General features: G+C 67.5%; 25 protein-coding genes and 1 other RNA gene. 15 read left to right on the plus strand and 11 right to left on the minus strand.

Translation table 11 applies throughout. From position 1 onward, the window contains the following. Nucleotides 1-20: 20 nt before the first annotated feature. The 5 genes from AC1ROD_RS09485 to AC1ROD_RS09505 form a co-directional block, all read right to left on the minus strand. The gene (locus tag AC1ROD_RS09485; RefSeq protein ID WP_492948009.1) at nt 21-1,529 is read right to left on the minus strand and encodes a methyl-accepting chemotaxis protein; all 1,509 of its coding nucleotides are present in this window, start codon (nt 1,527-1,529) and stop codon (nt 21-23) included. Nucleotides 1,530-1,756: 227 nt separating this feature from the next. Beyond that, on the minus strand, nt 1,757-3,205 hold the full coding sequence (locus tag AC1ROD_RS09490) for a M56 family metallopeptidase (RefSeq protein WP_492948010.1): 1,449 nt from the start codon (nt 3,203-3,205) through the stop codon (nt 1,757-1,759). Next, nucleotides 3,192-3,590, minus strand: coding sequence for a BlaI/MecI/CopY family transcriptional regulator (locus tag AC1ROD_RS09495; RefSeq protein WP_492948011.1), 399 nt, complete (start codon nt 3,588-3,590; stop codon nt 3,192-3,194). The genes AC1ROD_RS09490 and AC1ROD_RS09495 overlap by 14 nt, the downstream gene beginning before the upstream one ends. 179 nt (nt 3,591-3,769) lie before the next feature. Next, nucleotides 3,770-4,192, minus strand: coding sequence for a hypothetical protein (locus tag AC1ROD_RS09500; protein WP_492948012.1), 423 nt, complete (start codon nt 4,190-4,192; stop codon nt 3,770-3,772). A gap of 26 nt (nt 4,193-4,218) precedes the next feature. After that, entirely contained in the window at nt 4,219-4,770 is a 552-nt protein-coding gene (locus AC1ROD_RS09505; RefSeq protein ID WP_492948013.1) for a hypothetical protein, read from the minus strand. A gap of 70 nt (nt 4,771-4,840) precedes the next feature. On the opposite strand from AC1ROD_RS09505, the gene ssrA reads away from it, so the two are divergent. The 4 genes from ssrA (at nt 4,841) to AC1ROD_RS09525 (ending at nt 8,046) form a co-directional block, all read left to right on the plus strand. Next, nucleotides 4,841-5,203: a transfer-messenger RNA gene (gene ssrA, locus AC1ROD_RS09510) on the plus strand. A 72-nt stretch (nt 5,204-5,275) separates the two neighbouring features. Then, nucleotides 5,276-5,770: an SspB family protein gene (locus AC1ROD_RS09515; RefSeq protein WP_492948014.1), complete on the plus strand. Its 495-nt coding sequence runs from the start codon at nt 5,276-5,278 to the stop codon at nt 5,768-5,770. A gap of 84 nt (nt 5,771-5,854) precedes the next feature. Continuing rightward, nucleotides 5,855-6,682 carry a C13 family peptidase gene (locus AC1ROD_RS09520; RefSeq protein WP_492948015.1) on the plus strand — a complete coding sequence of 276 codons (828 nt, stop codon included), beginning with the start codon at nt 5,855-5,857 and terminating at the stop codon, nt 6,680-6,682. Nucleotides 6,683-6,777: 95 nt separating this feature from the next. Beyond that, nucleotides 6,778-8,046, plus strand: coding sequence for a TraB/GumN family protein (locus AC1ROD_RS09525; RefSeq protein WP_492948016.1), 1,269 nt, complete (start codon nt 6,778-6,780; stop codon nt 8,044-8,046). Here the strand turns inward: AC1ROD_RS09525 and AC1ROD_RS09530 are convergent. Then, nucleotides 8,043-8,411 (minus strand): RusA family crossover junction endodeoxyribonuclease, encoded by a 369-nt coding sequence (locus AC1ROD_RS09530; RefSeq protein WP_492948017.1) that lies wholly within the window; start codon nt 8,409-8,411, stop codon nt 8,043-8,045. The two genes, AC1ROD_RS09525 and AC1ROD_RS09530, sit on opposite strands and share 4 nt — an antisense overlap. A gap of 78 nt (nt 8,412-8,489) precedes the next feature. Between AC1ROD_RS09530 and fumC the strand changes: the two genes are divergently transcribed. The 5 genes from fumC (at nt 8,490) to AC1ROD_RS09555 (ending at nt 12,439) form a co-directional block, all read left to right on the plus strand. Beyond that, nucleotides 8,490-9,881 (plus strand): class II fumarate hydratase, encoded by a 1,392-nt coding sequence (gene fumC, locus AC1ROD_RS09535; protein ID WP_492948018.1) that lies wholly within the window; start codon nt 8,490-8,492, stop codon nt 9,879-9,881. Nucleotides 9,882-9,958: 77 nt separating this feature from the next. Next, nucleotides 9,959-10,204 carry a type II toxin-antitoxin system CcdA family antitoxin gene (locus AC1ROD_RS09540; RefSeq protein ID WP_492948019.1) on the plus strand — a complete coding sequence of 82 codons (246 nt, stop codon included), beginning with the start codon at nt 9,959-9,961 and terminating at the stop codon, nt 10,202-10,204. Next, nucleotides 10,201-10,515, plus strand: a complete 315-nt coding sequence (locus AC1ROD_RS09545) for a CcdB family protein (protein WP_492948020.1) — start codon at nt 10,201-10,203, stop codon at nt 10,513-10,515. The genes AC1ROD_RS09540 and AC1ROD_RS09545 overlap by 4 nt, the downstream gene beginning before the upstream one ends. 1 nt (nt 10,516) lies before the next feature. Next, a complete protein-coding gene (locus tag AC1ROD_RS09550; RefSeq protein WP_492948021.1) occupies nt 10,517-11,254 on the plus strand; it encodes an AAA family ATPase in 738 nt (245 codons plus the stop codon). Between the two features lie 114 nt (nt 11,255-11,368). Next, nucleotides 11,369-12,439: an alpha/beta hydrolase gene (locus tag AC1ROD_RS09555; protein ID WP_492948022.1), complete on the plus strand. Its 1,071-nt coding sequence runs from the start codon at nt 11,369-11,371 to the stop codon at nt 12,437-12,439. Between the two features lie 8 nt (nt 12,440-12,447). On the opposite strand, the gene AC1ROD_RS09560 is transcribed toward AC1ROD_RS09555, so the two are convergent. Further along, nucleotides 12,448-12,834: a YccF domain-containing protein gene (locus tag AC1ROD_RS09560; protein WP_492948023.1), complete on the minus strand. Its 387-nt coding sequence runs from the start codon at nt 12,832-12,834 to the stop codon at nt 12,448-12,450. Nucleotides 12,835-12,947: 113 nt separating this feature from the next. Here AC1ROD_RS09560 and AC1ROD_RS09565 point away from each other — a divergent pair, with 113 nt between their 5' ends. After that, nucleotides 12,948-14,222: a patatin-like phospholipase family protein gene (locus AC1ROD_RS09565; protein WP_492948024.1), complete on the plus strand. Its 1,275-nt coding sequence runs from the start codon at nt 12,948-12,950 to the stop codon at nt 14,220-14,222. A gap of 62 nt (nt 14,223-14,284) precedes the next feature. Here AC1ROD_RS09565 and AC1ROD_RS09570 read toward each other — a convergent pair whose 3' ends face one another. Continuing rightward, the gene (locus tag AC1ROD_RS09570) at nt 14,285-14,521 is read right to left on the minus strand and encodes a DUF2171 domain-containing protein (protein ID WP_492032674.1); all 237 of its coding nucleotides are present in this window, start codon (nt 14,519-14,521) and stop codon (nt 14,285-14,287) included. 81 nt (nt 14,522-14,602) lie between these two features. Between AC1ROD_RS09570 and AC1ROD_RS09575 the strand changes: the two genes are divergently transcribed. Next, nucleotides 14,603-14,821 (plus strand): DUF4169 family protein, encoded by a 219-nt coding sequence (locus AC1ROD_RS09575; RefSeq protein ID WP_492948025.1) that lies wholly within the window; start codon nt 14,603-14,605, stop codon nt 14,819-14,821. A gap of 1 nt (nt 14,822) precedes the next feature. Then, nucleotides 14,823-15,002 carry a hypothetical protein gene (locus AC1ROD_RS09580; protein ID WP_492948026.1) on the plus strand — a complete coding sequence of 60 codons (180 nt, stop codon included), beginning with the start codon at nt 14,823-14,825 and terminating at the stop codon, nt 15,000-15,002. Between the two features lie 66 nt (nt 15,003-15,068). On the opposite strand, the gene AC1ROD_RS09585 is transcribed toward AC1ROD_RS09580, so the two are convergent. Next, complete coding sequence (locus AC1ROD_RS09585) at nt 15,069-15,998, minus strand: DMT family transporter (protein WP_492948027.1); 930 nt, start codon at nt 15,996-15,998, stop codon at nt 15,069-15,071. A 105-nt stretch (nt 15,999-16,103) separates the two neighbouring features. After that, nucleotides 16,104-16,862, minus strand: a complete 759-nt coding sequence (locus tag AC1ROD_RS09590; protein WP_492948028.1) for a Coq4 family protein — start codon at nt 16,860-16,862, stop codon at nt 16,104-16,106. A 114-nt stretch (nt 16,863-16,976) separates the two neighbouring features. On the opposite strand from AC1ROD_RS09590, the gene AC1ROD_RS09595 reads away from it, so the two are divergent. Next, nucleotides 16,977-17,201 (plus strand): ribbon-helix-helix domain-containing protein, encoded by a 225-nt coding sequence (locus tag AC1ROD_RS09595; protein ID WP_492948029.1) that lies wholly within the window; start codon nt 16,977-16,979, stop codon nt 17,199-17,201. 38 nt (nt 17,202-17,239) lie between these two features. Beyond that, complete coding sequence (locus AC1ROD_RS09600; RefSeq protein WP_492948030.1) at nt 17,240-17,956, plus strand: SIMPL domain-containing protein; 717 nt, start codon at nt 17,240-17,242, stop codon at nt 17,954-17,956. Between the two features lie 18 nt (nt 17,957-17,974). On the opposite strand, the gene AC1ROD_RS09605 is transcribed toward AC1ROD_RS09600, so the two are convergent. Beyond that, complete coding sequence (locus AC1ROD_RS09605) at nt 17,975-18,184, minus strand: hypothetical protein (protein WP_492948031.1); 210 nt, start codon at nt 18,182-18,184, stop codon at nt 17,975-17,977. 155 nt (nt 18,185-18,339) lie between these two features. On the opposite strand from AC1ROD_RS09605, the gene AC1ROD_RS09610 reads away from it, so the two are divergent. Then, nucleotides 18,340-20,670 carry an ATP-dependent helicase gene (locus AC1ROD_RS09610; protein WP_492948032.1) on the plus strand — a complete coding sequence of 777 codons (2,331 nt, stop codon included), beginning with the start codon at nt 18,340-18,342 and terminating at the stop codon, nt 20,668-20,670. Nucleotides 20,671-20,686 lie beyond the last annotated feature (16 nt).

The following is a 20,686-nucleotide window of genomic DNA, read 5'->3' on the forward strand; positions in this document are numbered from 1 at the left end:
GTTGGCCTGACAATCCCGGCCTAGAACTCCTCCCAGCCCTCGGCGAGGGCGGCGCCGCCGTTGCGGGCGAAGGCGACGACCCGCTGCTGGGCCTCGGCGACAGGGGCGCGCGCAGGCGCGGGAGCCGGACGGGCGGGCGTCGGGGCCGGACGATGCTGGGCCTTGTGGTGTCGGGCGCCGGTGTCGAAGCGGCCGACCAGCTCAGCCAGATGCATGGCCTCGGTCTTCAGACTGGTCGCGGCGGCGGTGGCCTGTTCGACCATGGCGGCGTTCTGCTGGGTCACCTGATCCATCTGATTGACGGCGGTGTTGACCTGGCTGAGACCGATGGCCTGTTCCTGCGATGAGGCCGCGATCTCGGAGATCAGGGTGTCGATCTCGGCGACGCTCTCGACGATGTGGTCCAGCGCGGCCCCGGTCTCGCCGACCAGACGCACGCCTTGCGACACCTGCGAGCTGGAGGCCGAGATCAGGACCTTGATCTCCTTGGCGGCCTCGGCGGAACGCTGGGCCAGGGCCCGGACCTCGGAGGCGACGACGGCGAAGCCCCGGCCCGCGTCCCCTGCCCGCGCCGCCTCGACGCCCGCATTGAGCGCCAGAAGGTTGGTCTGGAAGGCGATCTCGTCGATGACGCCGATGATCTGGGTGATCTGGGCCGAGCTCTGTTCGATCTGGCTCATGGCCGAGACGGCGTCGCGCATGACGTCGCCCGAGCGGGCGGCGTCGGAGCGGGCGCCGGTCGCGGCGGTCGCGGCCTGTCTGGCCCCCTCGGCGCTGCGTTTGACGGTGGCGGTGATCTCGTCGAGGGCGGCGGCGGTCTCCTCCAGCGAGGCGGCCTGCTGCTCGGTGCGGCGCGACAGATCGTCGGAGGCGCTGGCGATCTCGTCGGAACCGGTGCGAAGCCCGGTGGTGGCTTCGGAAATCCCGTTCATCGCCTGACGCAGGCTGTCGACGGCGGCGTTGAAGTCGGTCTTGAGCTGCAGATAGCGGCCCTCGAACGCTGCCTGGATGCTGGTGGTCAGGTCGCCTCCGGCCAGGGCCTTGAGGCCGTCGGCCAAGGCCGAGACCACGCCGGTCTGTTCGGCCTCGGCGGCGTCACGCGCGGCGATCTGGCGTGCGGCCTCGACCTCGGCCGCCGTGACGTCCGTGGCGAATTTGATGACCTTGAACGGCTTGCCGTCCTCGTCGAGCACCGGGTTGTAGGAGGCCTGGATCCAGACCTGACGCCCGTTCTTGCCGACCCGCAGGAATTTGCGGGCGACGAACTCGCCCCGGTTCAGCTCACGCCAGAAGTCGCGGTACTCGGCCGTCTCCGCCTCGCCCGCCGGCAGGAACATGCTGTGGTGACGCCCCACCACCTCTTCGGCCGAATAGCCCAGGGCGCCGAGGAAGTTGGCGTTGGCCTGCAGGATGGTTCCGTCGAGCCGGAACTCGATCACCGCCTGGGAGCGGTCCATGGCATTGGCTAGGGCCTGAAGCTCGCGCATCTGGCGCAGGGCGGCGTCCTTGGCCCGATCAGGGAAAAACATCTGCAAATCTCGACGACTAGGGAGGCTTCCATGGGGCCGGAAACTCCCTAACGAGATGCTAAATCTCCCCTCGAAGGCGAGCCGATGTTACACAATTTTGCAATTGCTTCGCAAAACTCAACTTCTGATATATCCTTGTTCAACCAGCGATTTTCAGGCTGGCCCGTTCAGCGGCTGTCCGGCCCGGATCGGCCGCGCGGGGCCCGGCTTCGAGCCCCGCCGTTCCTTCAGCCGAGGCGGAAGCGGACCCTGAACTGGATCGTCCTGCCCGCCGCGCCGGCATCGATCATCGAAGGGGCGAGCCGGGCCCTTCCGGCCGCCTCGACGGCCGCCGGGCCAAAGCCCGCGCCGACCGGGTCTTCGCTGAGCACGGCGCAGTCCGTCAGGCGGCCGTCGACCTGGGCGATGCAGGACACCATCGCACTGCCGCCGGTCACGTCCGCGCCTGCGGCCTGGGGCCAGAAGGGCTGCGGAGGCTGGACCCAGGAGGGATTGGTGAGGGGCGCCGCCTCGGGCGTGTTGGTCGCGGCGGAGGCCCTGACGGGTTCGCCCACGGGGGCAGCGGGCGTCGCAACCGCGACGGGGCGGGCCGGGACAGACGCCGCCGGCGGCACGGCCACGACGGCGCGGGCGACCGGCAGGGGGCGAGCCGCCGGCGTGACGGCCGGCTGAGGCCGGGCCTCTGCCGCGTGCTGCCCGGCCAGGGCGACCGAGGCCGTGCCGGCGATGGCCGCAAGGGCGAGGCCCGCCCCGAGCACGGTCAGGCGATGGCGGGCGCCCGAGACGGGGACCGGAGACAGGATGGCTTTCAGGCGACGCATGACGAGTATCCTTCTGCTGCTGGTGAACGTGAGTGCGGGCGCGACAGCGTGCGAAGACGAGGCCCGGAGCGCGTCAATGAGGGAGCGGGCGTACAGGCGGCGGGCCGCTTCTCCGGAATGGCGCAGGGCCACGGCGTCGCAGGCCTCCTCCCGGGCCGCCGCGCACCGGGCGCGGATCAGGCCGAGGACCGGGTTGAAGGCCATGAGAGCGAGCAGGACCTCTTCGGCCCACAACGCCCGATGATCGCCGCGCCGCAGATGCGCCAGTTCATGGGCGCAGACGGCGTCCAGCGCCGGAGCCTCGACGAGCGCCGCCGGCAGAATGAGGACGGGCCGGAACAGGCCGACGATCATGGCCTCCGGGCCCTGCCCGGCGATCCGGACCTGCGGCGTCGGGGCGCCCGTGCGGCGCGCGACCTCAGCCACCCCGGCGACGACACCCGCGGGAGCCGCGTGGGTGGAGCGAAGAAACCGGCGCAGTCGCAGGGCCCGCAGGACGAGCCGTGCGGCGCCAGCCGTGGAAAGCACGCCCGCCAGCCCGAGAACCAGGGCGGCGAAGGCGTCCGGCCCAAGGCCCGGGAGGCTGCGCTGGAAGACAAGATCCACGACCAGCAGGGCCGGGGCGCCCGAACCCTGCGCCGCCGGCTGAAGCGGAGTGGCCAGCGGCGGCGGGAGGATGGCGATCGCGACCAGAGCGACCGGCAGGACCGGAAGATTGAGCGCCAGGGCCCATCCCCGCTCCCGCAGCGCCGGATCGGACTGACCCCGTTCGAACAGGGCCATGAGCGCCCAGGTCATCGCCGCAAGAAGAACCGACAGACCCAGAGACAGGACCAGGATCTCAGACGTCTCCATCGTCGTCGCTCCCGATCGGGGTGTTGAGCAGGGCCTCGAGCTCGGCGATGTCGGCCTCGTCGAGCCACTGGCTGCCGGTGAAGGCGGCGGCCGGCAGGGCCTTGTCCATATCGAGCAGGGCCGAGAACCGACGCATCAGCCCGGTCAGGATCTCCACCTTCGGGCGGCCTTGCGAATAGACGGCGACGCCGTGGACGGTGCGACGCGAGAGCAGGCCCTTGGCCCGCATCCGTTCCAGCACCGTGCGGGTCGTGGACGGGGTCCAGTCCTGCTGGACGGCGACACGGTCGTGCACCTCACGCGAGGACAGGTCGCCGTCGCGCCAGAAGCATTTGAGCACCTCGAGTTCGGCGTCCGTCGGGTTTAGCTGAGCGGGCTGCGTCATGCGAAATCTCTCTTTGTCGCGCCGACGCTACAATTGTCGCTCAGGGACGTCAACCGTCGCTCACCCTAACCTTCTGAACAACCCGGAAGCGATTTGACAGGGCCGGTTCGCCCCGCTCTTCGCAGTATACAATCTATGATCTAGCGCTGTTTCAGCTCGTGATTTCGGCGCGCCTTCATTCAGCGCCTGCGCAGGCGCCGCATCAACTGCAGGCGACTGGCGACGTCCTCCTCCCGGGCGGTGAACTGCAGGGTCCGGTTCTCGGCGTCACCGGCGGTGAAAAACGCCAGGCGATCCCCGACGTCGCCGAGGGGTTGATGGGAACAGGCCGCCGTCCAGACCTCGAAGGTCAGGGTCCGTGGAGCGCGCCGCCCCTTCCACGTCCGGTCGATGGCCAGGGTGATCCGCGCGCCGCCGACGATGGAGTCGAAGCCGCCGTCCTCAGACGGAAGAGGCAACGGCGTCGATTCAACGATGACCCCGCTCACCACCAGATCCGAAGACCGCACCCACCAGCCGACAGGCTCGGGCATGCAGGCGCTAGCCGTCGCGCCGATGGCGGTCGCGATCCAGAAGCCGCCGACCAGCAGAAGCCGAAGCATCCCGGTGCGCCTGAAGCCCGTCACTCTCAAGAGAGAGGCCGCGTCGTTCCGGCCGGGAAGGTCACGCCTTCGAAATCCGGATAGATCTGCTTCAGCATGGCGACCTGGGCCGCCTCCTCGATGCGGATCAGATACCACTGGCCGCCGTCCTCCATCGCCAGGGTCTGGTTGTCGGCGCGGAAACGCCCCTGTCCTTCGATCGCCAGTTCGGTCCAGGTCGGGATCAGCAGATAGGTGCGCCCGCCGGTCGGGGTGGTCTTCACCGTGGCGGCGGCCAGATCCATGCCATAGCCCTCGATCTTCACCCCGGCCATCATCGCTCCCACCGCCTGCCGCATGGCGGGGGCCAGCTGTTCGGGAGGAATGCCGAATCTGGCGGCGATGGCCGTCTGCAGACGCGGCGGCACCACGACGAGGGCCCCGGCCATATCACCCTTCGAAATCATGCCGCCGAGTTCGTCGATGCGAGCCTGGATCAGGGCGCGATCGGCGTCGGGGACCGACTGGGCGGCCGCCGCCTGGCCCGACAGGGCGATGCAAAAGGCGGCCGCGACGAGCAGCAGCATGGAACGGATCATGGTCCCCCCGAACCTGAAACGGGACGTCCGTCGCCCTCGTCCGCTTCGGATAGCATGAAAATGCGAAGGCGATATTGGTCGCGGACGCGACAGGCCCTATATTGGGTTCGTCCGGGTTCGCCCGGACTATGGCGATAAACGCGCTTGTAATAAGCGGACCGGACCCGGGTGCGATTCCCGGCGGCTCCACCAATCGCTCCCGGTTATCGGCGGGAGATGCGGGGCCGACTAGCATCGACGGACGTGTAAAGAAGACTGCTTTCGCTCGTCCTGGCCCACCGTATCGGGCCATTTTCTAACTGCGAACGATAACTTCGCTGGAGAAGTCCGCCTCGCCGCGTAATGCGGTTCGGTTGATTTCGAATCTTAAGTCCTAGGGGTTCAGATCCCTGGGCGGGGCTTGTCGGGGAGCCTGCCAACAGAATCCCCGGCGCTTTACCAGTTTCCCGTCTTTCGCCGACAGGCCGGCGCGGTTATCAGACACGTCACAGACGCTGAGGATCAGATGGCGGAAGACACCCCCCCGGTCGACGAGATGCACTATGAGGCGCTGGCCCAGGACGCGCTGCGTGGCGTGATCCGGTCCGCGCTCGAACGCGCCGCCAGCCCGACGGGCATCCCCGGCGAACACCATTTCTACATCACCTTCAAGACGCGCGGCCGTGGTGTCAGCGTGCCGCCCGACGTCCTGGCCAAATATCCGGACGAGATGACCATCGTCCTGCAGCACCAGTACTGGGACCTGGCCGTCGAGCACGACCTGTTCTCGGTCATGCTGAAGTTCGGCGGCATGCCCAAGGTGCTGACCGTGCCCTATAACGCCGTCACCCGCTTCTATGACCCGAGCGTGCAGTTCCTGCTCCAGTTCGAGGCGCCGGAGACGGTGCCGGAACCGGTGGCGATCATGACGCCCGAGCCGACCCGCCCCGCGACCGTCTCTCCCGAGGGCGATGATTCGGGACCGAAGGTCGTCTCCCTGGACCAGTTCCGCAAAAAATAGTCCGTGAACCCCGCTCGCAGGGCTTTCCAGACGCGATAACGCCGATAGTCTGAACCCGTTCGAGCCTTCCTGGGGAGCGGGTCCTTGAGCGTACGGCGTATCCTCACAGCGGTGATCGGCCTCGCCCTTCTGGCGATCGCCCTGCCCTGCGCCGCCCAGACCTCACCTCCGGCGCCGAGCCGGTTCGCCGGCTGGGCCTCCGTGATCGTCGACGGCGACTGGCGCAGCCACACCCGGCCGATCCAGGCCTTCGACAATGCCCGCCGCGACCTGGTCGCCGGCTTCCTCAAGGCCGGGTTCAGCCGGGCCGACATGTATGACGCCACCCTGAGGCCCGACGTCCCCAATCCGACCACGGCGACCGCGGCGGTCGAGGCGATCACGGCGACCACGGCGCGGGCGACGCGCGGCTGTCTGATCTATTTCACCTCACACGGCGCGCCCGATGGAATGGTGTTCGGCCCCAACCGGCAGATCAGCCCGACCATGATGGCCCAGCTGGTGCGCAACTGGTGCCCGGACCGGCCGACGGTGCTGGTGGTCTCGGCCTGCTATTCGGGCATTTTCGTCGACGGACTGGCGGCGCCGAACCGGATGATCATCACCGCCGCGCGCCGGGACCGGACCTCGTTCGGCTGCGGCGCGGAGGCGACCTATCCCTATTTCGACGGCTGCATCATCGAGGGGCTGACGACGGCTTCGGACTTCATCGCCCTGGCCAACGCCACGCGCGCCTGCGTCAAGCGACGGGAAGAGGCCGAGCACCTGACGCCGGGCTCCGAACCCCAAGTCTCGATCGGGGCCAATATGCAGTTCCTGCTGCCGACCCTGAGGTTCACGCCCCAGGCGCCGCCGGGCGGACCGCCGACGACCACCACCGCCGTCGCCGGGGCCGCATCGCCGGCGGGGTGAGACGTCCCGGACTGAATGCAAACCTGTGACCACGATTTAACTTGAGGTTATCAGGGATAACCTGAAGGACACTCCCCAGAACAGGGGTGAGTTCCATGAAGTTGAAATCAATCGCGTCGGCCCTGGCGCTGGCAGGCCTGTGCGCGGCTTCCGCCCACGCCCAGACCGTCACGTTGCCCCCCTTCGCCGAGCGTCTGGCCCAGGCCGGCTCGCCGCTGACGGTCCGGCCGGAGGGCTTTTCGGGTCCGGGCGCCGCGATCCTCTCGGGCGCGATCGACGCGAGCCGGTACGTGCTCATCGGCGAGAGCCATTTTTCGCGCGAGATCCCCGTCTTCACCACCAATGTCTGCCGACTGATGGCGCCGGGCGGCCTGACAGCCATGGCCGTCGAGGTCGGGCCCGAGGCCGCCGTCGCGGTCAACGTACGGCTGAGAGCGCCGGACCGGGAAGAGCAGATTGCTGACTTCGTAACCGCCCATCCCGACGTGATGGCCTTCTACAGCAGCCGCGACGAGAACCAGATGGCGGCCGATTGCGCCGCCGCCGCCGGGCCGGACTTCGAGCTTTGGGGACTGGACCAGGAGTTCCTGGGCGTCAGCGGCTATCTGTTCGAACAGATGCTGGCGGCCGGTCCGGGACCGCTGGCCCGCGCCCGGATCGAAGCGATGGCCGAACAGGAGCGGACGGCGACGCAGGCCGCGCTCGCCTCCGGTTCGCCGTTCGACCTGTTCCTGCTCAAGGCCGACGACGCCACTCTGGATGAGGCGGGCGCGGCCATCGATCAGGACGGGGGCGAGCGGGTCAAGGCGCTGTTCGCCGCCCTGCGCGAAACCCGCGCCATCTATCAGGCCTCGCGGTCCCGCACCGGCGATCCCAACGGGCGCAGGGTGCGGCTGATGAAGCGGACGCTGGAGGCCCATCTGGCCGAGGCGCCGCAGGCGCGCGTGCTGATGAAGTTCGGCGCCAACCACATGTACAAGGGCTACAATCCGCTCGAGCAGCGCGACCTGGGCAACTACGTCGCCGAGCATGCCGACGGCGCAGGCGTGATGTCAGTCAATATGATCGTCGTCGGCGCCAGGGGCTCGGAGGGCGGATACAACGGGGTCGGTCGGCCGGCTCGCGTGCACGCGTTCGATGCGACCACGGACGAGGACAGCGACTGGCGCAAGGATGTCATGCTGGCCCGCCCTGCCGACACAACGCCGGGCGACTGGTTCCTGGTGGATCTGCGCCGTCTGCGCGGCGGCGATCTGGAGGCCCTGACGCCGGAATGGCGCGAGCTCATCCGCGGCTATGATCTCGCCATTGTGGCGCCGGAACTGTCCGCGTCCTCGTTGCTGGGGATGCGTGTCGCCCCCTAACCCCTGCGCGGGAAGCTCCGGATGGTGATCCGCTCGCGCTCGCCTTCGCGGCGTTCGACGAGGAGGCGGGCGACCTGGCTGTCGTCGTGGAACAGATAGCCCTTGATGGCGTCGAGCAGGGCCTTGGCGAGGTTGTCGAGGTCCATCCAGGGCGGGTCGCCGACGTGCTCCATGACGATCTCGACGACATAGTCGCCGTACGAGGGGCGCGAGGCCCACTCCTTGCGCATGAACTCATAGACCAGGGGCTTGTAGTATTTCGCCTGGGTGGTCAGGCCGTCGATCGTGATCTCGACGACCTCGCCCGTCTCGCGCGCGCGGACCTTGCCGGTTCCGATCCAGCCCTGGCTTTGGCCGGAAGTCATGTGTTCGCCTTGCCCTGCATGAACCCCGTGCTACACCGCCCGGCATTCCTTCGCCACGCCTGAGAGCCTTGTCCGCGCATGACCAGCTTCCGCACCGAAACCGACACCTTCGGCCCGATCGAGGTCGATAATTCGAAGTATTGGGGGGCCCAGGCGCAGCGGAGCCTCGGCAACTTCAAGATCGGCTGGGAGAAGCAGCCCCTGCCCGTCGTGCGCGCCCTGGGCATCGTCAAGCGCGCCGCCGCCGAGACCAACCAGGCCCTGGGCAAGCTGGATCCGAAGCTGGCCGAGGCCATCATCGCCGCCGCCAACGAAGTCATCGAGGGCAAGCTGGACGACCACTTCCCGCTGGTGGTCTGGCAGACCGGCTCGGGCACCCAGTCGAACATGAACGCCAATGAGGTGATTTCGAACCGCGCCATCGAGATGCTGGGCGGCGAGATGGGGACCAAGAAGCCGGTCCACCCGAACGACCACGTCAATATGAGCCAGTCGTCCAACGACACCTATCCGACGGCCATGCACGTCGCCTGCGCCGAACAGGTGGTCAAGGAGCTGCTGCCGGCCCTGAAGCACCTGCATGCGGCCCTGAAGGCCAAGTCGGAAGCCTGGGCCCACATCATCAAGATCGGCCGGACCCACACCCAGGACGCCACCCCCCTGACGCTGGGTCAGGAGTTCGGCGGCTATACGCAGCAGGTCGAGAACGGCATCAAGCGCATCGAACAGACCCTGCCGGCCCTGATGGAACTGGCCCAGGGAGGCACCGCTGTCGGCACCGGCCTGAACGCCCCGGTCGGCTTCGCCGAGAAGGTCGCGGCCCAGATCGCCGCCATCACAGGCCTGCCCTTCACGACCGCCCCGAACAAGTTCGAGGCCCTTGCCGCCCACGACGCCATGGTCTTCTCGCACGGCGCCATCAACACGGTCGCCGCGTCGCTGTTCAAGATCGCCAACGACATCCGCTTCCTGGGCTCCGGCCCGCGCTCGGGTCTGGGCGAACTGGCCCTGCCGGAGAACGAGCCGGGCTCCTCGATCATGCCGGGCAAGGTCAACCCGACCCAGTGCGAGGCCCTGACCCAGGTCTGCGTGCAGATCTTCGGCAACAACGCCGCCCTGACCTTCGCCGGCTCGCAGGGCCATTTCGAGCTGAACGTCTACAACCCGGTCATGGCCTACAACTTCCTGCAGTCGGTGCGCCTGATGGCCGATGCGGCGATCAGCTTCACCGACAACTGCGTGGTGGGCATCGAGGCCCGCGAGGACAATATCGCCCGCGGCCTGAACAACTCGCTGATGCTGGTCACCGCCCTGAACGGCAAGCTCGGCTACGATATCTGCGCCAAGATCGCCAAAACCGCGCACAAGAACGGCACCACCCTGCGCCAGGAAGCCGTCGGCGGCGGCTACCTGACCGACGCCGAGTTCGACGAGGCCGTGCGCCCCGAGAAGATGATCTCGCCGGGCTGAGGTCGGGCGACAATCTGAAGACCTTGACGGGGACCGGCCGATTTGGCGCGGTCCCCGTTTCGCGTTAGGCTTCGGCCATGGCCGAACCCGTGCTCAAGAAGATCGAGATCGAACCGGAACTGCTTGAGCAGGCCGCACGGCTGGGCATCGACGTTACCGGCGTGGATGAGCGGACCCTGCGTCTGTACCTGCAGAAGGTCGATCCCGCAGGCGCCGAGGCGCGGGCGAAACGCTGGGCCGAAGAAAATGCCGAGGCTATCCGACTGCATAACGAGCGCATTCGAAAGCATGGCGTCTTTGGCGAAGATTTCCGCAGCTGGTGATCCGCCAGTTCGATCTCCTCGATAATCCATCACCGCGATCACGCCCGATCGCTCCCTTGGTCATGGTGGTTCAATCGCATCTCTATGACGAGGGGCCGACACTCCTCGTCGCGCCTCTGTTTCAGATGACGCCGGCTGCGGTGATGACCACGGTCTCACTGCCTGTCGTTTACAACGGCGTCGGATACATCCTGATGCTGTCAGAGATGGGTGCAATCGGCCGCAAGCAGGCCGGCACGGTTCGTGGCTCCCTCCTCAGCGACGAAGACGACATCCGCCGGGCGCTGGACCGGCTGTTCACCGGCTTCTGAGATGACCGCCCTCACCCGCCCCTACTGGATCGAGGCCCTGTTCGAGCGGCGGGAGGGTTGGGACGAGACCGCCTATCCGTTCAACCTGCCGGCGGTGAGGTCGCTGCACAGTCTGGAATTCCATCCGAACGTCACCTTCCTGGTCGGAGAGAATGGGTCCGGCAAGTCGACCCTGATCGAGGCCCTGGCCGTGGCCTGGGGCTTCAACGCCGAGGGCGGCGGGCGTGAACATCGATTCAAGACGCGCGACAGCCATTCGCCCCTGCACCGGTTCGTGCGACCGATCCGGTCGCCACAGCGCGTTCAGGACGGCTTCTTCCTTAGAGCCGAGAGCTTCTTCACCGTGGCCAGCTATCTGGAAGATCCCGAGGTGCGGGCCAGCCGGTTCGGAGCGCGGCCTCTGCACGAACAGTCGCATGGCGAGAGCTTCTTCGCCCTGTTCGAGAACCGGTTCGGCGGCGACGGCCTCTACATTCTCGACGAACCCGAGGCCGCCCTGTCGCCGACGCGACAGCTATCGTTCCTGGCCAAGATGCACGAGCTGGTGCTGGCGCGGTCGCAACTGATCATCGCCACCCATTCGCCGATCCTGCTGGGCTATCCCAACGCCTGGATCTATCAGACTTCACAATTCGGTCTGGACCGAGTCGAATACGAGGACACCGACCACTATCAGGTGACCCGCAACTTCCTGAACCGCCGTGAGACCATGCTGGATGTCCTGCTGAAAGAGGACTGAGCGGCGGCCCGCTTTTCGCGACATGCCGCAGCTACACACGCCTTGGTTGCTAAACGGACCCGTGATATGTGAGCCCGACCCACGCCCGGCCGTGGGGTTCACGAGGAGCGACCGATGCCCGGCGTCCGCGTCTTCTTTGCGACCAACCGCAACCACATCCCCGCCAGGCAGACCTTCGGCGGCGCGTTCAATCCCGACGGGGTGGCGGCGCTGAGGTTCGGCTATGCCGACTTCACCGCTGATCCGAAGAGCCCGGTGCGGCAGTCGCTGTACGTCTATCCGGACAAGAAGGGCGTGCAGGACATCGCCAAAACGGGCGGCGGCATGTTCATGAGCGACCTGCGCGGCGTGATGGCCTCGGGGCCGAAGACGGACACCCTGGTGTTCATTCACGGGTTCAATGTGACCTTCGACGGCGCGCTGCAGGCGGGGGCTCTTTTGGCGCAAAGCCTGAAGGTCGAGGGACGCGCGGTGAACATCGTCGTCTTCAGCTGGCCGTCGGACGGCAAGGCCGTGCCGCTGATGTCCTACTACAGCGACCGCGAGGACGCCCGGGTCACCGGCCCCGCCATTGCCCGCGCCTTCCTGAAATTCCGCGACTATGTGCTGGCGCTCAAGGATAGCGAATACTGCCAGCGCAGCGTCCACCTGCTGGTGCACAGCATGGGCGCCTATGTGCTGCGGAACTCCATCCAGGCCCTGATCGCCAAGGACCAGAACAGCCTGACCCGACTGTTCGACCAGATCCTACTGGCGGCGCCGGATGAGGACGACGACACCTTCGAGCATGACGACAAGCTGCGCCTGCTGCCGCGCATCGGGCGGCAGGTGACCGTCTATTTCAACCCGCGCGACAAGGGGCTTCTGATCTCGGACAAGACCAAGGCCAATCCGGACCGGCTGGGCTCCGACGGGCCGCGGATGATCGACCTGATCCCCAAGAAGATCGTCTGCGTCGACTGCCGCGTGGTCGCGGGCGACGCCGATCCCTTCGTCGAGCACAGCTATTATCTGCGCAGCAGGGCGATGGCGAAGGACATCTCCAATGTGCTGGCCGACCATGCCCTGGATGGCTTCCCCAACCGGGAATACGTCCCCCGCACCCGGGGCTGGCGCGTGAAGGCCGAAGCCGGCGAGACTCCTGCGGAGGTGCCGGACCCGTCCAACCCCCTCAACCCGCCCTGAGGCCGGCCCTACTTGTCGCGGATGGTGCGGCCGACGGGGGCGAGGGCCAGCTTGGCCAGCTCCAGGTCCTTGAGCGCGAACGGGATGCCGATGATCGAGACGAACTCGGCGACCGCGACGATCAGGTGCGCGAGGGCGATGTACCAGCCGGCGAAGACGAACCAGATGATGTTCAGCGGCAGACCCAGGCAGCCGCCGCCCGCCGGAACCTCGTCCTGCCAGACGATCTCGCGGCCGAAGGGCCAGAAGGAATAGCTGGCGATCCGCCAGGCCGCGAAGGTCCAGGGCAGGCCGACCACGGTCAGGGCCAGGATCGCGCCGCCCAGCAGCCAGAGCAGACCGGACACCCAGCCGCCGAAGATGAACCAGAGGATGTTGAGGATCAGTCGGATCATGATGATCCAATGCTGAAGCTGTGCGTTGCAGCAAGCAAGGGCCTGACTGCGTTTGTGTTGTGAATTCGCGGTAAGTCCGGCGTCTGAAAATCGCCTCTGGAAGGGCAATGTCGATGATACGCAGGACCGTTGCGGCCTTCGCCGTTCTGGGCGCCCTGATGCTGGCCGGGTGCGGGACCCTGGCGCGACCGGAGGGGCCGCTCAGGATCGCGCCGGAATCGGTGATCCCGGTCGCCGATCCGCGCATCCGCTCCAACGACACCGCCAAGCTGCAGGCCCTGGCCGACCTGATCGAGAGCCGGCTGAGCGCCGAGGGCGGCCATGAGAGCATCCTGGCCCTGTCCGGCGGCGGGGCCAACGGGGCCTATGGCGCGGGGGTCATCGTCGGCTGGACCGCGCGCGGCGACCGGCCGAGCTTCAACGTCGTCACCGGGGTCAGCACCGGCGCCCTGGCCGCGCCCTTCGCCTTCCTCGGGCCGGAGTGGGACGATGAACTGCGCGAGGCCTATGTCGGCGGCGGGACCAATGGCCTGCTCAGCGCCCGCACCTTCTCGGCCCTGCTGGGCCCCAGCCTGTTCAGCTCGCGCGTGCTGCGCGATCTGGTCGACAAGAACGTCACGCCCGAGCTGCTGCGCGCCATCGCCGCCGAACACGCCAAAGGCCGCCGGCTGCTGGTCGCCACGACCGATCTGGACACCGAAGAGACGGTGATCTGGGACATGGGGGTGCTGGCGACCCAGGGCGATGAGAACGCCCTTCAGCTGTTCCGCGATGTGCTGGTGGCCTCGGCCAGCATCCCGGGCATCTTCCCCCCGGTGCTGATCGCCGGGATGACACCCCAGGGCCAGGTGGTGCAGGACATGCACGTCGACGGCGGGGTCAATACGCCCTTCCTCGCCATTCCCGAGGATCTGCTGCTGTGGACCAACCCGTCGCAGCACAAGGCCAACAGCGCCCTCTATGTGATCATCAACGGCCAGGTGGGCAGGAACACCGGCGTCACCCCGGGGCGGATCGACGGCATCCTGAGCCGGACGTTCGAGAGCATGAGCAAGTCGTCGCTGAGGTTGTCGCTGGCCGCGACGGCAGCGTTCGGGGCGCGCAACGGCATGTCGGTGACCATGTCCTCGATCCCGGACAACATCACCGTCTCCAGCCTGAAGTTCGACACCGCCTCGATGCAGGCCCTGTTCGAGCTGGGCCGCAGCCGGGCCGTCAGCGGCGAGGCCTGGGCATCGGTCAACCAGACCGGGCGGCCCGAACCGCTGGTCGCGCCCCAAACCCTGCGCGAGGACGAGATCCCCGAGGCCTTGGCGACGCCGCCGACCCCGGCCGCTCCGGCGGGGGCGCCTGCGACGGCGCCTCAGGCGCCGGCGCCAAAGCCCTGATCGCCCATAGCAAAAGACCCCGCCGATTGACGGGGCCTTTCGTTCGGGGAGGCGGTGTCGGCCTAGTGGGGCTTCTCGGTCCAGCGCGCCTTTGCGTCGTCCTTGGTGACGTTCAGGTGGACGTGCTCGTCGATATGATCGACCCAGCTGACCGGGATCATATGGTGTTTGAAGCCGCCGGCGAGGTCGAGCTTGGCGAGTTCGATCTGGTCGCCGCTGACGTGGTCGACGCGACCGACGTGGCCGCCGTCGGAGCCGACGACTTCGAGGTGTTCCTTGATGAGGGCGAGGTCTACCATGGGGGTTCTCCGTGCGAGATGGGGTTCGCCGTATCAACGCGACGGGGCCGGACGGGTTTCGCGAAACGACCTGCTATCCCGTTGATTTATCAAGCTTCACCGGAGGAGCCTTCGGCCGAGATCATCAATCTGAACCGGGCGCGCAAGGCGAAGGCGAAGACGGACGCCAAGGCGACGGCGGCGGCCAACCGCGCGGCGCACGGCCGGACCAAGGGCGAGCGCCAGGCGGCGGAGACGGAACGGTCGAAGGTCTCGCGCCTTCTCGATGGAGCGAAGCGCGAGACGCCCGAGGAGAGCTGACATGGGCGGATACGCCGCCGATCCCCGCACCCGGCTGGGCCTGATCTCGCTGCTGGCCGTGCGTCGGATCAAGGCCGAGAAGATGCGCCGCATGAAGGCCGCCGCCGCGAAAACGCCGGAACAGGCCGAGGCGGCGAAGGCGGCGGAGAAGCGGACGAAGCGGTCCGGCTGGTTCCGGTAATTCGGCGATAGACGCCGCGAAAGCTGTCTGGGTCCCCGCCTGCGCGGGGATGAGCGGCGTTGAGGCTCAGGACGCCTTGGGCGCCCGGGCCAGCAGGACCTGACCCGCCACGACCAGACCCACGCCCAGGATCGCCGTCCAGCCGAAGCGGGCGCCTTCGAAGACCACGGACACCAGCAGCGCGATCGGCGGCGTCAGGGCGCCGATATAGCTGGCGAGCGTATAGCCCCGGCTGCGGGCGACGCTGAAATAGATGACGAAGGCGATCACCGAGCCGAACACCGACAGATAAAGCAGCGAGCCGAGGTAGGCGGGCGTGAGGGCGATCGAGAAATGCACGCCCGTGATCAGGCCGAAGACGGCGACCAGGGCCGCGCCATAGCCCATGGCCCAGGCGGTGGCCGGGATCACTTCTGACCCGGCCTGCTGGCCGCGCCAGGCGAACCAGTTGGCGATGGTCGAGACGGCGGCGGCGGCGACGGCCAGGGCCACGCCGATCCCTGCTTGAGGCCCCAGACGGGCGCCCAGCAGCTCTCCGCCCGAGAGAACGGCGACGCCGAGGGCGCCGAGCGCCGCGCCGATCCAGACGGCGCGATGGGCGGTCTGTTTCTGCGTCACCCGGAACAGGATCAGGTTCATCAGGGCCATGGAGGCGAAGGCCACGGCGACGATGCCCGAGGTGATCATCCCCTCGGCCGTGTAGACGAAGGTGTAGCTGAGGGCGAAGGCGAAGGTCCCCTGCCCCGCTGCGGCCAGATGCTGGACCCGGCTCAGCCGGATCGACCGCCGCGTGGCCAGACAGACGCCGAACAGGATCAGCGACGCCAGGCCGAAGCGCCAGACGATGGAGGCGATCGGGTCGACGTGGCCCAGCTGGAAGGTGATGGCGAACCAGGTCGTGCCCCAGATCAGGGCGCACACCGCCACGCCCAGCACCGCGAGGGTTCCGGCGGAGGGTCTGCGCAGGGTCGGACGGGTCAGCTGGGTCGGGGTCAAGGCGCGCTCGGGGAGATGGTCCCGTCAGATGGACGGAGAACAGCGGCGCCGCAAGCGGGTTGTGGGTCGGCAGCGATAAGGCAGACTTATAGGCGGGCTTCCGCGTCAGGCCGCCCGCAGCTTCAGCCCTGCCTTCTTCGCCTCGGGCACGGCGGCGTAGACGGTCGCCGGACGGATGCCGAGGCGGGTGCGGGCGGCGTCGAGGGGCTCGGCGAACAGGGCGTCATAGTCGAGGCCCGGCAGCCAGCGGGCCGCGCGTCCGTTGCGCCAGGCCTGGAAGGCGGCCTTGCGGGCGGGGATGTCGCGGGCCTCGCGCTGGATCTCGCGCGCCGCGCCCCAGCCGATGAAGGCGAAGCCGAGGTTGCGGGTCTGGCCATAGGAGAAGGAGACGACGCAGGCCTCGCCCAGGGCATCGGTGCCGTAGCCCGTCAGGACGTGCCAGATGTCGTGGACGTCGCGCAGGCGGCGCGAATACCAGACGATCGGATGTTCGGCGTCGACATAGGGAATGACCTCGCGTTCGGCGTCGGCCAGGCCGTCGGCGGTAAAACCCCGGGCTTCGCGGAAGGCGAGATAGGCGGCGCCGACCGTGCCGGGCGCGAACCGCGCCAGCCAGGCCGGATCATCCAGCTTGTGCGCCAGCTCTTCGGCGAGGAAGGCCTGACGCCCGCCCTCGACCGAGCGCAGCATGCGGTTATAGCCGCGCGCCACCGAACGGCCCGACAGGGCGCGCATGATCTCGAACACCTGGGCGGTGTCTTCCTTGTCGCGGATCAGCTTCTGGAAGGCGCGGAACGCCGTCAGGGGCCGCATCTTCTGCGGGCGGACGCGGTCGAAATCGTCGGCGTAGGCGGCGTTCGTCATCAGCGGTTCCGGCAAGAGACGGATCAATGTCGATGAGACTATTCTAGCGCAGCGAAGGGCGAGTTAACATGCCCCTCCCGAGCCCCTTCGCCCTCCCCGCCGCAGGCCCTCCGCATGTTGAAGAAGCGCTCCGTCGTCCTGTCGGGCCATGCCACCTCGGTGGCGCTGGAGCCCGAGTTCTGGGCGGTGCTGGACGCCTTCGCCGAGCAGCGCGGTCAGAGCCATGCGGGCTTCCTGGCCTGGGTGGACGAGACGCGCGGGCGGCGGCCGCTGGCCTCGGCCTGCCGGATCCTGGCGCTGGAATTCGCGTCCGGAAAACACCGTTTGACAACGCCATAGGCGAGCGCATTCTCCCGCCAATTCCGGGAAGAAACATCATGCAATTCGACAAGTCCCTGCTGCCTCCGGCCGTGTTCGGCGGGCTGATCGCCATTGGCCTGATCGGGGCCGGGCTGTTTATCGGCAAGGGGGTGGTCAACGCCCGGGTCGGCGACCGGCAGGTGACGGTGCGGGGCGTGTCGGAGCGCAATGTGACCGGCGACCTGGCCGTGCTGTCGCTGCGCTTCACGGCCGCCGGCGACGAGCTGCCGTCCGCCCAGGCCAAGATCGACACCGACCTGAACCTCGTCCGCAGCTTCCTGAAGGCTCAGGGGTATGGGGACGACGTCGTGACGCTCGGCCGGCTGGAAGTGACGGACACCAAGAGCCGGGAGTATGTCTCCAGCGAAGCCGTGCCTCACTACATCCTGGCCCAGAGCGTGGTGGTGCGCACGACCGATGTGAACCGGATCGCCGCGACCGGCCGGGCGCTGAACGAGCTGGTGCGTCAGGGGGTGGTGCTGGACTTCACCCCGCCGACCTATGTGTTCACCAAGCTGAACGACGTGCGGCCGGCCATGATCGCCGAAGCCACGGCCTCGGCCCGCACGGGCGCGGAGCAGTTCGCCAAGGACTCGAAGACGCCTCTGGGCGGCATCCGTCAGGCAACGCAGGGCTCGTTCGAGATCCTGGCCCGCGACGACATCGGCGACGAGACCTCCTCGCTGAACAAGAAGGTCCGCGTCGTCACGACGGTCACCTATCAGCTGAAGTGATCAGCTGAAGTCCTTGATTCAGTTCGTCTGGGGCGTGGGGGCGTCCGGCAGTTTGGGCGCCTCGACCTTGGGCAGGTTGACGTCGACATCGACCTTCTTGGTCTGATCCATGCCGCCGCGGGCGAAGACGAAGAAGGCGATCACCGCGACCACGACCAGAAGGCCGCCGACGATGAAGGCGAGGCCGGCGTTGCCGCCGCCGCTGGAGTTGGCTGTGTTCTCGGCCATTGTGTAGTCCCTTCCGTTATCCCTGTGGCGGTGAGAACGGCGGGCGATCGAAAGCGGTTCCCGAACGGTAACCACGGCGCCCGGTCACGTCCGGGACTGACTTTGTTCGCCGTACTCCCTATGTTCCGGCGATACGCCCTGCTTACGAGTCGCTCTTGTCCGATCTGCCCACGCCCAAAATCTCCGACCTCGCCCGTTCGCGGGGGCCTGATGGCGCGTCTGGCGTCCAGGATTACCTCGCCGGGCTGAACACCGAGCAGAGGCTGGCGGTAGAGACGACCGAGGGACCGGTCCTGGTCCTGGCGGGCGCGGGGACGGGCAAGACCAAGGTCCTGACCACCCGGCTGGCCCACATCCTGAAGCTGGGCAAGGCGCGGCCGTGGGAGCTGCTGGTCGTCACCTTCACCAACAAGGCCGCGCGCGAGATGCGCGAGCGGATCACCCATCTGATCGGGCCGTCGGCCGAAGGCCTGCGCTGGCTGGGCACCTTCCACTCGGTGGCGGCCCAGATCCTGAGGCGGCACGCGGAACTGGTGGGACTGAAGTCCAGCTTCACCATCCTGGACACCGACGATCAGGAGCGGCTGCTGAAACAACTGCTGGAAGCCGCCAATCTCGACACCAAGCGCTGGACGCCCAAGTCCCTGGCCAACCTCATCGACCACTGGAAGAACCGCGGCTGGACGCCCGAGAAACTGCCGACGACCGAGGATTTCGCCAACGGCAAGGGCCAGACCCTGTACGCCGCCTATCAGGCCCGACTGGCGACGCTGAACGCCTGCGACTTCGGCGATCTCCTGCTGCACAACCTGACAATTCTGTCGAAACATGCGGATATCGCTCAGGAATATCGCGACCGCTTCCGCTACATCCTGGTCGACGAATATCAGGACACCAACGTCGCCCAGTATCTGTGGCTGCGGCTGCTGACGTCGTCGACCGGCAATGTCTGCTGCGTCGGCGACGACGACCAGTCGATCTACGGCTGGCGCGGGGCCGAGGTGGACAACATCCTGCGCTTCGAGAAGGACTTCCCGGGCGCCCGGATCGTCAAGCTGGAGCGCAACTACCGCTCGACCAGCCATATTCTGGGCGCGGCCTCGGGCCTGATCGCCTCGAACCGCGACCGGCTGGGCAAGACCCTGTGGACCGAGGACACGACCGGCGACAAGGTCCGGGTGCGCGGCGTCTGGGACGGCGAGGCCGAGAGCCGGCTGATCGCCGACGAGATCGAAACCGCACGTCGGACTGGTATGAAATACAAGGACATCGCCGTCCTTGTTCGCGCGTCATTTCAAATGCGGGCGTTCGAGGAACGCTTCGTCATGCTCGCCATTCCCTACACCGTCATCGGCGGGCCGCGCTTCTTCGAACGGGCCGAGATCCGCGACGCCCACGCCTATCTGCGGCTGATCCAGTCCGAGGACGACGACCTGGCCTTCGAGCGGATCGTCAATGTACCCAAGCGCGGCATCGGCGACACCAGCGTCCAGAAGATCCTGCAGATCGCCCGGCACGAGGGCGTATCGGCGATCACCGCGGTCCGGGCCCTGATCGGGTCCGACGAGTTGCAGGCCCGGACGCGCACGGCCCTGTCCAACTTCGTGCGCGATCTGGATCGCTGGCGCGACTTCGCCCGCGACAGCCGCCACTGGGACCTGACCGAGATGGTGCTCGAGGAGAGCGGCTATACGGACATGCAGAAGGCCGACCGGGTCACCGGCCAGACGCGGCTGGATAACCTGAAGGAGTTGGTTCAGGCGATGCAGCAGTTCGAGACGCTGCAGGCCTATCTGGAGCACGTCTCGCTGGTCATGGACCTCGACAAGGGCGCCGGCGATGACGCCGTCCAGATCATGACCCTGCACGGCGCCAAGGGGCTGGAGTTTCCGCTGGTCTTCCTGCCGGGCTGGGAGGAAGGCGTCTTCCCCTCGCAGCGGTCGATCGACGAGAAGGGCGAGAAGGGTCTCGAGGAGGAACGGCGGCTGGCCTATGTCGGCGTCACCCGGGCTAAGTCGGACGCGCGGATTTCCTTTGCTGCCAACCGGCAGGTCTATGGCCGCTGGACCTCGCAACTGCCCAGCCGCTTCGTCGACGAACTGCCCATCGCCCACGTCGAGGCCGAGAGCGACACCGGCTACTACGGCGCCTCGGGCGGGATGAAGGAGGCCAAGTCGCGCTGGGACGACACCCCGTCGTTCGGCTCGAGCTATTCCTCGCCCGGCTGGAAACGGGCCCAGTCCTTCACCGCCAGCCAGACGCCGCGCTCCGCCCAGGCGCGCCATGCGGTGATCGAGGGCGACGGCCGTCTGGTCGCCACCGCCGACCCGAAGGCGGCCGCGAAATGGAAGCGCGGCGAACGGGTCTTCCACCAGAAGTTCGGCTACGGCAACGTCCAGCAGATCGAGGGCAACAAGCTGCTGGTCGACTTCGAAAAGGCCGGCGAGAAGCGGGTCATCGACAGCTTCGTGGAAAAGGCGGGGTAGCCGCCCCCCCCCCCCG

The organism is Brevundimonas sp. GW821-FHT12E07, from assembly GCF_058807035.1.

Coding starts and splice junctions, on each gene's coding strand:
- AC1ROD_RS09485 (WP_492948009.1), bottom strand. CDS start 1,529: ATGTTTTTCCCTGATCGGGCCAAGGACGCCGCCCTGCGCCAGATGCGC.
- AC1ROD_RS09490 (WP_492948010.1), bottom strand. CDS start 3,205: ATGGAGACGTCTGAGATCCTGGTCCTGTCTCTGGGTCTGTCGGTTCTT.
- AC1ROD_RS09495 (WP_492948011.1), bottom strand. CDS start 3,590: ATGACGCAGCCCGCTCAGCTAAACCCGACGGACGCCGAACTCGAGGTG.
- AC1ROD_RS09500 (WP_492948012.1), bottom strand. CDS start 4,192: ATGCTTCGGCTTCTGCTGGTCGGCGGCTTCTGGATCGCGACCGCCATC.
- AC1ROD_RS09505 (WP_492948013.1), bottom strand. CDS start 4,770: ATGATCCGTTCCATGCTGCTGCTCGTCGCGGCCGCCTTTTGCATCGCC.
- AC1ROD_RS09515 (WP_492948014.1), top strand. CDS start 5,276: ATGGCGGAAGACACCCCCCCGGTCGACGAGATGCACTATGAGGCGCTG.
- AC1ROD_RS09525 (WP_492948016.1), top strand. CDS start 6,778: ATGAAGTTGAAATCAATCGCGTCGGCCCTGGCGCTGGCAGGCCTGTGC.
- AC1ROD_RS09530 (WP_492948017.1), bottom strand. CDS start 8,411: ATGACTTCCGGCCAAAGCCAGGGCTGGATCGGAACCGGCAAGGTCCGC.
- fumC (WP_492948018.1), top strand. CDS start 8,490: ATGACCAGCTTCCGCACCGAAACCGACACCTTCGGCCCGATCGAGGTC.
- AC1ROD_RS09540 (WP_492948019.1), top strand. CDS start 9,959: ATGGCCGAACCCGTGCTCAAGAAGATCGAGATCGAACCGGAACTGCTT.
- AC1ROD_RS09550 (WP_492948021.1), top strand. CDS start 10,517: ATGACCGCCCTCACCCGCCCCTACTGGATCGAGGCCCTGTTCGAGCGG.
- AC1ROD_RS09555 (WP_492948022.1), top strand. CDS start 11,369: ATGCCCGGCGTCCGCGTCTTCTTTGCGACCAACCGCAACCACATCCCC.
- AC1ROD_RS09560 (WP_492948023.1), bottom strand. CDS start 12,834: ATGATCCGACTGATCCTCAACATCCTCTGGTTCATCTTCGGCGGCTGG.
- AC1ROD_RS09565 (WP_492948024.1), top strand. CDS start 12,948: ATGATACGCAGGACCGTTGCGGCCTTCGCCGTTCTGGGCGCCCTGATG.
- AC1ROD_RS09570 (WP_492032674.1), bottom strand. CDS start 14,521: ATGGTAGACCTCGCCCTCATCAAGGAACACCTCGAAGTCGTCGGCTCC.
- AC1ROD_RS09580 (WP_492948026.1), top strand. CDS start 14,823: ATGGGCGGATACGCCGCCGATCCCCGCACCCGGCTGGGCCTGATCTCG.
- AC1ROD_RS09590 (WP_492948028.1), bottom strand. CDS start 16,862: ATGACGAACGCCGCCTACGCCGACGATTTCGACCGCGTCCGCCCGCAG.
- AC1ROD_RS09595 (WP_492948029.1), top strand. CDS start 16,977: ATGTTGAAGAAGCGCTCCGTCGTCCTGTCGGGCCATGCCACCTCGGTG.
- AC1ROD_RS09600 (WP_492948030.1), top strand. CDS start 17,240: ATGCAATTCGACAAGTCCCTGCTGCCTCCGGCCGTGTTCGGCGGGCTG.
- AC1ROD_RS09605 (WP_492948031.1), bottom strand. CDS start 18,184: ATGGCCGAGAACACAGCCAACTCCAGCGGCGGCGGCAACGCCGGCCTC.